The sequence below is a fragment of the Phaeodactylibacter sp. genome, from assembly GCF_022763345.1.
Taxonomy (GTDB): Bacteria; Bacteroidota; Bacteroidia; order Chitinophagales; family Saprospiraceae; genus Phaeodactylibacter.
The window spans coordinates 1-13,426 of record NZ_JALEGS010000047.1 but is presented as its reverse complement, the minus strand read 5'-3'; the positions used below and the strand labels follow the sequence as shown (position 1 = coordinate 13,426).

Here is a 13,426-nt window from a genome sequence, read left to right as displayed (position 1 = left end):
GGTGTCTTATTTCGATTATGATTTACGGCCTTTCCGAATACACGGAAAGTGAGCTTAACTTTTGAATTGGGAGTATGATTGCCAGTTTTGGATAAGCCGCAGATGGTTCAACCTGCTGCTTGCCAGAGACATACAACGGGGGTCCCACTTTGTCAAAAGTGTTTTGCCTTGTTGTAAAGGCTGTTATAGTGTTAGATCATAGTGAAAAAACGCTCCCGGACGAGGAGCAGAAGAGTGCTTTGGACTCCTCAAATATAAGCATTAATAAATACAATAGCTGATAGGCAGGGGCGATTTTATTTCTGAGCGGCATGAAAATGCTCCGGAAGGTAAAACAGAGGCTTAGGGGCGATACCCTAAGCCTCTGTGACAGAAAAGCTGATTCGAATTCGAGTTACCTTGTTTTGACAATCTTCACCGGAGCAAAATTACGGTGGGGCATATTAACTTGAAGGTAATAAACTCCTGGTGCCCAGTGAATAGTGGGGCAATCGCTGAAAACCTCACCAGCAGCCATCTGCCATTTAGCTACAAATTGCCCAAATTGATTAAATACGACTACCTCCGCCATTTCGGAAAGGGGGTGGTCTAATTCCAGCGTGAATTGATCCCTCGCAGGATTAGGATAAACCACCGCTTCCCCTGGGAGGTTCGTATTTTGACTCATAAGAGTCAGCCCTGGGCTGCTTTGTGACGCTTGTCCTCTGATCTGTAGCTCGGAGAAAGTTACGTCCACCGGGGTATTGTCATTAGAGAAGACAGCCAGGCCTACTTCAGGGCATTGTCCAAGGTCTATTTCCACTGCACCTATAGCAGAAAAGTTACTACCGGTTGTACTAACGAACTGACGAACGAGGTTGCCTTGCTTCCTGAGCCTTAAGTAGAAAGAAAAGGGTGCAGAAACAAGCGAAATATCCTTGGCAGCGCCGGTACTATACCTGACTTCTTTTCGGACTAAGGCGCTGTTGTTGGAAAACAAAGCAACTTGCTTTGAGTCACTATCGAGGGTTTCCCGTATCATGACCCCACCATAGCCACTGCCGCTGTTCACGGTAATCCTGGCTTGAACCCCGACGACATTTCCGCATAGCGTCTGACTTGCAAAAGCAATATTGTCCCCATTAAAATTGGTATTGCCATTGGCACTGCCACTGATGGTTATATCACCATTGCCAGGCACATCGCTGGAACATGGAGCAAAAGAGTAAGTGCCTGTATTATTGGAACTTCCAAGGTCGGTCGATTGCCACTGATTGGGGAGCTCCGCCTCATCAGATACGAAAATGCTGGCCTGGCAATTTGCGGGGTTTCCGGCCTCGTCCTCCACTGTCACATCAAGCTGAAGTGTGGTATTGGCATCATCGCAATCCAGGGAGTATACTTCAAAATCCGTTACCTCCACTGCCCCGCAGTTGTCGCTGCTAAGATTAGCATCGTAAATGTCGGCAAGGGTCAATTCATACGTGCCTTCAGCATTGAGGTTAACAACGCCGGTTTTGCAATGTGGTTGAGGAGGTTGATTGTCCATTAACTGCAGCGTGATTTCGCAGGTTGCTTTTTTTCCGGCTCCGTCCGTTGCCGTGACAGTAACGATCTGCTCTTCTAAATGGGCGCTGCCAAATGAGGTGCCTGCTTGTATGTCCTGAGAGAGTTCAGGTGTGCCGCAGTCGTCGGTGGCTGCAACAATCCCAGTCAGATCGGGCACCAATCCGTAGCAGAGCCCGGCTTCCATATCTACTTCCTGCTGTCCCGGGCAGAGCGTGAATTCGGGATTCCCAGTATCATCAACTTCAAGGCTGGCCGTAGCTTCAACGGTACACCCATCCGCAGAGGTGTAAGTATAGGTGATGGTATGCATTCCCACGCCTGCACTTTGAGGGTCGAATTCAAAGTTGATCCCATTTCCATTATCAGAAACGCCCTCACCGGAGTAGGTGCCGCCCTGAGGGAGCCCTCCACCGAGGGTTGCAAGCCCGTCATTAGGACAGCGGCTGTCGTAGTCTTCCAGGGTTACCGTTGGCAACTCGAAGACTTCAAAGATTTGGCTGGCATCATCTGTACAGCCATCGTTGGTTGTAATGGTATAGGTGAGCGTATGTTGCCCGGCCCCGGCAGTTTGCGGGTCGAAGTCGAAGGTGCCGTCATTATTATCTGTTATCCCCGGGCCGGCATACACGCCACCGGCTTCGGTTCCCCCGCTCAAACCAGTTTGAATGCCATCATTCAGACAGAAATCCCCTGGGTTTTCAAGGGCAGCTTTTGGGGCATCAAAGACTTCAATGGTTACCATATCGGAGCCTTCACATCCATCATTGCTGGTGACTTCGTAAGTGATGGTATGCTGCCCTACGCCAGCTACTACCGGATCAAAGCTGTAGGTTGTTCCGTTTCCATCGTCTGCTACTCCTGGACCGGAATATACGCCACCCGCCGGTAGTCCGCCTCCAAGGCCGGTTTGAATGCCCTCATTGGTACAAACGTCTTCCGGGTCGGTCAGGGTGACATTTAGGGTGCTGTTGACTTCCACCGTTACTGATTGGCTGTTGGAGCACCCGTTTCCATCTGTGTAGGTGTAGGTCAGCTCGTGCTGGCCTATACCTGCCTGACTGGGATCAAAGGAGAAGGTTTGGCCGTTGCCATCGTCACTCACGCCGGTACCACTGTAGATGCCGCCGGAAGGGGTGCCACCGTTCAAGCCATTTTGTACCCCGGCATCCGCGCAAAAGTCGCCTGGGTCGTTAAATCCGACATCTGGCAATTCGAAAATGGTGATCTGATCTTCAGCACTGTTGGTGCAGCTATTGCCATCGGTGTAGGAATAGGTGATCGTATGCACGCCTACCCCAGCCACTGAAGGGTCAAAGATAAAAGTTGATCCATTACCGCCGTCGCTCACACCGGTGCCGCTGTAGAGGCCTCCGGTAGGCGTTCCACCACTTAAGCCCATTTGCACCCCGCTATCCACACAAAGGTCTGCAGGCGCAGTGAATGAAACAGAGGGCAGTGCAAATACGGTAACCTGATCAGTCGTGGTATTGGTGCACCCGTTGCCGTCGGTATAGGAATAGGTAATGTCGTGCATGCCCACTCCGGCTGCCGAGGGGTCAAAGCTGTAGGTTTCTCCGTTGCCATCATCAGATACCCCCGTGCCACTGTATGTTCCTCCGGTTGGTGTGCCGCTGCCCAGCCCGGTTTGTTGACCCGCATCAATGCACAGGTCATCTAAAGCAGTAAAAGATAAACCGGGGAGCGTGAATACTTCAACCTGATCGGTTGCCGTGTTGGTACATCCACTGTTATCTGTGTAAGTGTAGGTAATGGTATGTATACCTGCACCTGCGGTAGCCGGGTCAAAAGTGTACGTCTGCCCATTGCCATCGTCGGCTACGCCGGGCCCGCTGTAGGTGCCTCCAGCCGGACTGCCGCCGCTTAAACCGGATTGAACGTCCGCGCTAATACAAAGGTCTGCCGGAGCAGTAAAGTTAACATTGGGAAGGGCCAGAACTTCGATGGTTGCAGTAGTGCTGTTGGCACATCCGTTGCCATCGGTATAGGTGTAAGTGAGTGTATGCAGGCCTACCCCTGCTTCCTGCGGGTCAAACGTAAAGCTCGAACCATCGTTGTTGTCCGTTACCCCGGGGCCTGAGTATTCGCCGCCCGTGGGGCTGCCGCCGCTAAGGCTGCTCTGTGCCCCGTCATTCAGGCAAACTGCTGTTGGATCGTCGAAGGTGACAGCCGGAAGGTCAAATACTTCTACATCGTCTTCCAGCACCTGATTGTTGACAGTGTAAGACAGGGTATGCGTACCCACGCCCGCTGCGGTAGGGTTAAAAGAGTAAGTCTGGCCATTGCCATCATCGGAAACGCCCGGCCCACTGTAAACCCCTCCGGAAGGACTGCCGCCGGAAAGCCCGGTTTGTTCCCCCGCATCGATACACAAATCTGATAGTGCGGTAAAGGCATTACTAACTGCGGTTTCGCTGCCGCAAACTACAAGAGGGAGGTTGGTAGTGCCTTCCGGCAAACAACTGCCGCTGGCACCGGAGTTGATCACAAAAATCAGACACTGTCCAGTGGCGGTGCCTACAAATTGCTGGTTCGATACGTCCCCGCTTCCGGAGAATACCTCGGACCCGCTAGTGCCGCTACCTGATCCACCTTCATAAATGGTCAGTTCATCCCCATCGTTGGCAAAAATTCCCTGATTGATTTTGGCTACCGGGTAGAGCCCGGAAGAACCACAAACCTCAAAGGCGACCTGGTTCGTTTCGTTGGCATCATAGCAATAGAAATAATTGGTTTCTTCGTCGAGGCAGCCGCAGGCCGGGTCGATACTGATAGCTGTGCTAATGTCGACCGTGCAGCCGTCGTTGGTCGTTAGCGTGTAGGTAATATTCAGGTTGCCCGTTCCTGCTACGACCGGGTTGAGGTCGAAGGTGCCATCCCCGTTATCGGTAATACCCGTACCAGAGTAAGTCCCGCCGGTAGGGCTTGCGCCGCTTAGCCCGGATTGTACGCCAGCGTCGATACAGAAATCTCCGGGATTCGTGAATTCAAGGGTGGGGACGCTGAAGACTTCGACCTGATCGGTGGCTGAATTTGGGCAGCTGCCTGAGGTCATGTAAGTCACGGTGTATACGCCGGGTGTGGAAGCACTGACGTCAATTTCACCGGTAGATGGGTTGATATTCAAGCCACTCGAAGAAGAAAACGTACCGCCGGAAAGACCGATGACCGTTGGCGTTGGGTCATTATCATTGGCGCAGAAGTGGTCGGGGCTATAGCTGAAGCCTGGATCGTCAGCTGCATTTATGGTAACTTCCACATTAGAGGTACCGTCACAGTTTGTACCGGCCACGGTATAAGTGACCGTATAAGTAGCTGGTGTAGAATTTGAAATATCAATCTCACCGGTGTTGGCATCGAGGCTGAGGCCTGCTGTACTGCTGAAAGTCCCTCCCTGTTCGCCGGTAATGGTTGGTAAAGGGTCTGCATCATTGGCACAATAGGCTGCTGCACTGTAGCTGAAGCTTGCATCAGGCCCAGCGCTGCCCTCCACTACAATCACTGTATTACAGGTGGCTGTATTGCTATTATTGTCCTCAACCGTATAGGTGAGGGTGGTGGTGCCTGCATTGAAAGGCTGTGCCCCGTTTTGGTTGAAATAACCATTGCCTGACCCGGTTGTTGCTCCGGTAAGTTCCCAGGAGACCGCTGGGTCCGTATCACAATTATCAGAAGGTGTCCCAATGGGGTTAAGATTGGTAAGGTCGATTGTGCATTCCCCATTTGGTATGGTTATGTTGCAGGGATCAACAGTAAAGGGGTAGCTTTTTACTTCTATGGCAGGGTTACCTGTCCCCAAAGCAAGAACTGTTGTGCCGTCTACGCTTAGGTTTAATCCCTGAACCGCGCAGCCACAATCTACAAAATTTGTAATGTTAAAATTATAATCTGCATCACAAGGCAATTGAAACTCTGAGCTTGTGTTTCCGGAAGCAGAAGCACCACTACCAATAATATCTCCGCTTGAATTGGTTATCGTATAAGTTATATCACCTGCAGAACCTCCAAATTGAACTAAATTGACCGTAGCTTTCGCAGTGGCCGGGGAAGGGGGGCAGGTTATCACCGGGTCTTCTGCATCTGTGAGGTTACAGTCTACGGGGTCCGAAATAGTGATTTCCCGGAATAAGAAAACGCCACTGGCATTAGTTGAACTAAACGTAAGCCGGATCTTATCAATATTCCCGAAGGAGGTGTTGGAACTGAGATCAGCGGTTTGGTTGTTAAAACCACCTACCGGTATGGTCGTCTCAGCACCTTGTGCCTGTTCGCCATCTTTGTAACCTGTAATCGTCATATTACCATCATAGGTAGAGCTTTGTTTAAGGAATACGAAATTCTCCAGTTTAAATGCAGATCCATCTGAAGAGCCAATTTCAAAGTAACCGACAAATTGGTCGTTCGACAGTTTTATGTCTTGCCCATCACTTGATATGGTAGAAGTACCCAAAAATGAAAAAACCTTGAATTCGTAACACTCTGCAATGCCGGATTGTGTTCCTGCCCCTGTTGCTATAGTCTCTAAATCATTCTCAAAGCTCTCCGTGCCGTTAGCGGGAGTACACTGAGACAATAGTGCATAAGGCATTGAAGTAAAAAAGAATAGCATAAGACAGAAGCGCCATAAGTGCTCTATCGATGCAGTGAGGCGTGTCACGCGGATAGGCGTGAGGGTTTTAACCGTGTACATGTGCATATTTGTTTAGTTATAAATGGGTATAGACTCCCGCCGGGCACAATAAGTGATTTTTGACTTTTTCTTTTTGTACCCTGCTGTGTTAAAAATGCTCTCCATCTGCACGGATGCCTGTGCTTTTTGCCTTACAGGGCTCAAAAATATAGTCGTCAACATTTCACTTCTCGTGACCCAGGGTAGTATAGCTCCTGTTAGTACGCAGTGGCGTTGGAACAGGTTACCTATTTGTTTAGGTTTGTTCCGGGTGTTTGAATTTCGTGTAGACTATTTAATGCCATCAATGTATTGCACTGTAAATTTGAAAAGCTAGATCACTGCAGGTGACAGCAATTGGAAAGGGGGGGAGAGGGGGAATTGAGATTAAGGACTAAAAGTAGATAAAATCTGGCAATAATACGACTGCCGGGCGTCAACTAAGTTGAGTTTTTTTAAACGGACTTGCTCCAACCAAAATAAACGGGGGCAGAAGATATCAGGCACAAAGGGAACAGGTAGACAGCGCCTAATCGCCCTGCCCACCTGTTTTACTTTTCGCTTTCAAAAGCCTACTGTTTCAACAACTTCAGCGTTTCCTGATACCCATCACTTGTGGCAGCCTGGAGGAAGTAAAGACCCGGAGGGAGCCCAATCAGACTGCCATCGATCTCCAAATCACCTGAATACAGATCAAATTGCCGTACCTGCTGCCCCAGCTCATTGAGCAAGGTAGCGGTGCCTATTGCCATCAGCGGCTTGCTGAAAGTGAGGGTAAACTGCCCGGAGGCTGGGTTAGGGGAAATCATTGCATGGCGCACAGAAACTGCGGTCACCTCATTGCCCCAGTCCGGGATGAAAAAATTGCTGCTGCCGAGGCTGCGTGTGTCAACATTGCTGAATGCGGCATCGGCATCCCCATTGGGGTCCGTTGTAAATACCGCCAGCCCCATTTCGACACACTCGTCCATGGGCAGGTACACCTGATGGAACAACTGCCAGTTGCCAGTATCTGTGCTGCGGTAAAGGGCTCGGATGTAGTCGCCCTGCCGGCGCAAGCGGAGCCAGGTAGCAAATGGTGCAAAGGAGGTAGTGGAAGTGCGCGGCCCATTATCCACGGTGCGCAGCTCCCGCCGAAGAAGGCTGGACAAATTGGAATACACGGCTACCATTTTAGCGCCCGGTGCATTGCTCTCCCTGATCATCAGCCCTGCATAGCCATTGTTGACACTTTCAATTTTAGCTTGAATCCCTCCATTGCCGCAAAGGCTTTGCCAAATCAAACCTACTTCATCAGAAGTATTGGGGATCAGGTTATAGCCAACGGTGGAGATGGCAAACTCACCACGCCCGGGGTTGTCCGTGGCGCAAGGGTCATAGCTGAAGGTGCTGCTTTCGCCCGGGCTGCCGATGTCGTTGCTGACCCATGGAGTTGGTAAAGCTTCCCCGACCTTCACCGAAACCTGAGCGACACACTGATCGGTGTTTCCGCCTCCATCTCCTACGGTGACCAGCACATCGAATTGCATCTCCGCATCATCGCAGGTGTAAGTATTGCCTTCGAACTCGACGGATTCAATTGAGCCGTTATCGCTGCTCCCAATTGCATCAAAGACATCGCTTTCCTGCAGCGTGTAGATGCCGTTAGGCCCTAATTCTACAGTGGAGTGGAGGCAGGCCGCAACTGGCGGAACGGCATCTACCAAGACATTACCGGTCGCTCCGACGCCCGATAGAGCCAGGTCTGCATCAGAGTCCCAAACGCCTTTCATCGTGCCTTCGTTCAGCCCCAGGGTGGGGGTTATGGTGATGCCGTCTGTGTCTTCATCACCGGATGCGACCATGTAGGTAAAGCTCAGTGCCTTGGTGCCTGTCCCTGAAGTATAATCCGCCTGTACTGTTGAGCCATCCAGGCTAATGGATAGCTGAGGCGTGCCCGATACGATGACGATCCTGTTGAAATTCACAACAAACTCCAGAACCGTACCCAAACCGTACGTAGAATCGGCAGGAACGCTTACACTAATCACCTTTGGATTACAGGAAGTGCCCCAGTCTGGCTTGTTGGAATCGGTAAGGGCGCTGTTGATGGCAAAGCCGTTAGGTTCGCTGTTGAATTGAGTGACGCACCAGTTGGATAAGTCCTGATTGAAGAGGGGGGTATCTCCGAACATCCCGGTCATATCCGTCATACCGGACACATCCCAAAGTCCAAGGTCCTGGTTAAAGGCAGCCGCATCAAAAAACATCCCCGCTGCATTGGCAATGTTTTTAACATCCCAATCGCCAATGTCCTGATTGAAAGCCGAGGCCCCCTGGAACATGCCAAACATATCGGTTACATTCGATACCTCCCAGTTGCCAATGGGTTGATCAAAGGAGGAAGCCCCCAGGAACATGCCTGCCATAGTGGTAACGTTAGATACATCCCAACTGCTGATGTCCTGGTCAAAACTGGCCTGGTTGATAAACAGCGTCAGCATATTGGTCACCTTGGAGACGCAGACTTTGGTCAGGTCTTCATCGTTGGCAATCATGGTTTCCAGCATAGCGCGGTCTACTACGGTGTAACATTCGCCATCGAGTTCAAATTGGTCGCCCACATTGTAATTGTCGCACTCCAGGCAGCCGTTGGCATTAAATGCTGCACCTGAGTTATTGGGCGGGCAGCTACCTGTACAAGCAGCACCCCACACTGGTTTTTGAGCACTGGTAAGATTAGTGAAATCTGCGAAATTATTCGGTTCAGAGGGGATATGCTCTACGCACCAACCTGACAGGTCCTGGCTAAAGATATAGTTTTCATGGAACATGGCATTCATATTGACTACATTTGACACATTCCAGTCTCCGATATCTTGGTTGAAGTCATTAGCAAAATTGAACATATTGTTCATATCGGTTACTCCGGATACATCCCAGTTACCAATGTCCTGGTTAAAAATGAAAGCACCTTTAAACATCCCCGCCATATTCGTGACATTTGACACATCCCAATTGCTTATGTCCTGGTTGAAGGAATCCGCCCCAAAAAATAAATCTGACATATCATTCACCTTGGAAACGCAGACTTTGGTCAGGTCTTCATCATTGGCAATCATAGTTTCCAGCATAGCGCGGTCTACTACGGTGTAACATTCGCCATCGAGCTCGAACTGTTCACCTACCTCATAGTTGTCGCATTCAATGCAGCCACTGGCATTTTCGATAGCGCCTTTGGTGTTTTCCGGGCAACCATTTCCAGGGGCAGAAATTTCGATCTGATGGATTTCAAAAATGCCGGAGGCGGTACGGTCGGGAAAAGTTAGCCTTATGCCCTCAATGTTTTGAAATCCTGAATTGGAACTTAGGTCAACTGTTTGGGAAGAAGTTCCATTTATCGTGACTGTTTCTTCAGCTCCGTTAACAAGATTTCCATCTTTCAAACCATAAATGATCATGTCTCCATCGTAAGATGCATCTTGTCTTGAAAACACGAAACTTTCCAGATTGAACGCTGAAATATCAGAGGAACCAATATCGAAGTATCCGATGTCTAAGGGGTTTGACAGTTCAATAGTCTCCCCATTACTCGAAATGGTATTAGTGCCAAACCCTCCAGCTATAGTGAATCCATAACATTCTGCGATACCATATAATGCACCCGGTGCGGAGGCTATTTGCCCCAGGTTATTCTCAAAGCTTTCCACACCAGTAGCAGGGGTGCATTGAGCCAGCGTGTAAAAAGGAATTAAAGAAAAGGAAGCCAAAATGAGACCAGCGCGCCATAGTTGATCTATTAACGCATAAGGGCGTATCACGCGCATAGGCGTGAGGGTTTTAAAGGTGTACATCTGCATATTTGTTTAGTTATAAATGGGTATAGTTCCTGTTAGTACGCAGCGGCATTGTAATGGGTTGCATTACAAGGCTACTGTTTATTGTTTTTCAGCAAGTGTCTGAACTTAGTGTTGATTATGAGCGCTAAATAGGGCTCGGTACGCTAACTTTAGATGCGTGTCCGTCATAGTTTTGGTGACTATATAAAGAGGCAGGGGATAATATGCGTCAAAAATATATAAAGCCATCGAAACAAAAAAATGTCAGGTATGGAATAATCCCGGCCGTAGCTTTTAGTCTCTTCTCAAATTACCAGACAAACAGGATTTCATGAATAAAAGGGATTGTTTTTTGCGCGCTGGGGTTCCCGCCTTTAGGGGGAAAGGGGGCGTGCGGAGGCTGAAAAAAATCAATTCCTTTTGAAAAATGTCTAGGAGTATAGTCGCTTCTCTGTCAGATTTGCAGCTATTACGGTTTTTGCAAGTACCTGTCCGGCACCTTTACTATTTTTGTAGCTTTACATCCAAACTTACCATTTTGAAGATGAAGCTGAAATATGTGTTTGTGATGCTTTTAGGCATAGCGCTGATCGCCTGCAACAAGGAGACCGATGACCGGTCTGATGAAGAGAAAATCCTGGACTTTCTGGCAGAGAACAACCTGACGGCTGACCGGCACGAGTCTGGCTTGTACTATCAAATTAAGACGCCGGGTTCGAGTGAACGGCCTGAGGTTACCGATTCTGTCACCGTGCGCTACAAAGGCACCCTGCTGAGCGGGCACGTTTTTGATCAGACACCGGGCAGCAGTACTATTACTTTTCCGCTTAGAAACTTAATTCCCGCCTGGCAGATCGGTATCCCACTAGTGGGGAAGGGAGGGGAGGTCATCCTGTATTGCCCATCCAATCTGGGCTACGGCAACCGGGCTTTCAGGACTATCCCGGCCGGATCGGTACTGATTTTTGAGATTGATCTTGTGGATTTTAAGTAACCGGTATTACTCTTCTTTCGGCTACTTATCAAAACACGAAAAGTACAGTATGCCTTAGGCAAAAAAAAAGGTGGACAAAGCCTGATGCTCTGCCCACCTTTTATATTTTACGTTCGATATCAGCCTATTGTTTCAGCAACTTCAGCGTTTCCTGATACCCATCACTTGTGGCAGCTCGGAGGAAGTAAAGCCCCGGAGGGAGCCCGCTCAGATGGGCGTCGATTTCCAGATCACCAGAATACAGATCAAATTGGCGTACCCGCTGCCCCAGCTCATTGAGCAGGGTCGCTGTTCCCGGCGCCGTCAACGGCTTGCTGAACGAGAGCGTAAACTGCTCAAGGGCAGGGTTGGGGAACACAACTGCAGAGCGCTTGGTCTCTGCAGGTATTTTATAGTCCCCGGATGGTACTGATAGATTATTGCCGCCCTGGCTCTGGTAATTCACATTTCCGAAGACTGCGAAAGCCTCGCCACTTGGGTCTGTGGTAAATACAGCCAGACCCATTTCGACACACTCGTCCATAGGCACATACGCCTGATGGAATAGTGTCCAGCTGCCGCTGCTGCTGTTGCGATAAAACGCCCGGATGTAATTCCCCTGCCGGATCAGCCTCAGCCATTTCGGGAAGGCAGCAAAAAGGGTACTGTTACTTCTGGCCCCATTGGTTATGATCCGCGTCTCGCGCCTCAGCAGGTTTGTCAGGTTGGAATAGACTGCCACCATCTTCGCTCCCGGAGCACTGCTCTCCCGGATCATCAGCCCGGCATAGCCACCGCTTACGCTTTTGATGTGCGCCTGTATGCCACCGTTGCCGCACAGGGGCACTGCGGTAAAAGCCAGGTTGTCTGAAGTTTGCGGGATGAGGTTGTAGCCCCCGGTGCTGATCGTGAAATCACCCTGGTCCGGGTTGTTTGCAGTGCAGGGATCGTAGGCATAATCGCTGCCTTCGCCGGGGTCGCCGATATCATTGGCTGTCCAGCTGCCGGGGAGGGCGGTGCCGGCTTCTACGCTTACTATGGCAGTGCAGTCATCAGTATTGCCACTCGGGTCTTCGACTGTCACGGTGACGCTGAACGACTTGCCAGCCTCATCGCAGGTGTAGGTAGCGGCTGGGAAGGAGACGGATTCAACTGCACCCGGTACGGGCCCGTATGGGCAGTTGTCGCTACTATTGGTCGGGTCGTAGACATCGCTTTCCTGCAAAATATAGGTGCCATCAGACTGCAGCTCGACGGTGGTGTTGAGGCAGACAGCACTGGGGGAGATATTGTCTTCCACAGTGACTTCTACAGTACAGCCATCGCTGTCGCCATTAACGTCCGTGATAGTGTAGGTGACCGTATTGGGCCCTGCATCGGTGCACCCGAAGCTGTTATTGCTCAGCATCTCAGACTGCAGCCCGCACTCGGCGGTACTGTTACTGCCGATATCGGTAGGGGTGATGTTGGCATTGCCACTGGCATCAAGTTGCACGGTGATGTTTTCGCACACAGCCATAGGCGGTGGACAGCAGTAGCTATTGGGGTCATCGACAAAGACGGTAGAAGTACATTGGCCTGATAAGCCGCTGGATTGCGAAGTCACGGTGAGGGTGACGGTATAAGTCTCGCCCAAGTTGTCGCAGTCAAATGCCGTCATGGAGGCAGAGAAATCGAGCCCGCCGCCCGGTACGGGCCCGTCGGGGCAAACAGCCGCGGAGCCGCCGTCAAAGAAAGCAGCGGCAACTGTCGTGACGCCGTCGCTCGTCAAGTTCACTGTCGGGTTGTTGCATACAGCGGTTGGCGGGTTATTGTCTATGACGTTGACGGTAGTGGTACAGGTGTTGCTGTGGCCGGCCGCGTCTTGGGCAGTCAGCGTCACGGTGTTGAGGCCAAGGCTTCCACAACCGAATAGGTTGGGTGTAACACTTAATTGTGTAATCGCGCAATTGTCGGTTGACACGCTATCCACTTGCTCAGGGAGTAGTGTCTGGCCTAGTTCAATATCTACAGTTGATTTCTTGCAAACCATATTTGGTGCTTCGTCATCGTTGACGGTGACGTTCACCGTGCAGGAAGCCGTATTGCCGGCCCCGTCGGCAGTAGTGGCAGTGACGTTGGTAGTACCTACCTCAAAGGCCGACCCTGAAGCTGGCGTGTACTCGAAGGTAGCCCCCGGGCAATTGTCCAAGACAGTTGGGGCGGGGATATTGACCACCGCGCTGCACAGCCCGGGGTCATTATCTACGGTAATATCGGCTGGGCAGGTGATAGCCGGGTCTTCGGTGTCGTTGACAGTGACATTCAGCGTGCAGGTAGCCGTATTGCCAGCCCCATCGGTAGCGGTGGCGGTGACGGTAGTGGTGCCGGTGTCAAAGGCCGATCCTGAAGCTGGTGCGT

General features: G+C 50.7%; 4 protein-coding genes. 1 reads left to right on the top strand and 3 read right to left on the bottom strand.

The features are described 5' to 3' along the window. Positions 1 to 394 precede the first annotated feature (394 nt). Together MRY86_RS12100 and MRY86_RS12095 are read right to left on the bottom strand one after the other, a co-directional pair. A complete protein-coding gene (locus MRY86_RS12100; RefSeq protein ID WP_293567064.1) occupies positions 395 to 6,256 on the bottom strand; it encodes a T9SS type A sorting domain-containing protein in 5,862 nt (1,953 codons plus the stop codon). 551 nt (positions 6,257 to 6,807) lie between these two features. Beyond that, entirely contained in the window at positions 6,808 to 10,068 is a 3,261-nt protein-coding gene (locus MRY86_RS12095; RefSeq protein ID WP_293571520.1) for a BspA family leucine-rich repeat surface protein, read from the bottom strand. 529 nt (positions 10,069 to 10,597) lie between these two features. Between MRY86_RS12095 and MRY86_RS12090 the strand changes: the two genes are divergently transcribed. After that, positions 10,598 to 11,047 (top strand): FKBP-type peptidyl-prolyl cis-trans isomerase, encoded by a 450-nt coding sequence (locus MRY86_RS12090; protein ID WP_293571519.1) that lies wholly within the window; start codon positions 10,598 to 10,600, stop codon positions 11,045 to 11,047. 124 nt (positions 11,048 to 11,171) lie between these two features. On the opposite strand, the gene MRY86_RS12085 is transcribed toward MRY86_RS12090, so the two are convergent. Then, positions 11,172 to 13,426, bottom strand: a 2,255-nt coding sequence (locus MRY86_RS12085) for an HYR domain-containing protein (RefSeq protein ID WP_293571517.1), incomplete at its 5' end; no start/stop codon positions are given.

Coding starts and splice junctions, on each gene's coding strand:
- MRY86_RS12100 (WP_293567064.1), bottom strand. CDS start 6,256: ATGTACACGGTTAAAACCCTCACGCCTATCCGCGTGACACGCCTCACT.
- MRY86_RS12095 (WP_293571520.1), bottom strand. CDS start 10,068: ATGTACACCTTTAAAACCCTCACGCCTATGCGCGTGATACGCCCTTAT.
- MRY86_RS12090 (WP_293571519.1), top strand. CDS start 10,598: ATGAAGCTGAAATATGTGTTTGTGATGCTTTTAGGCATAGCGCTGATC.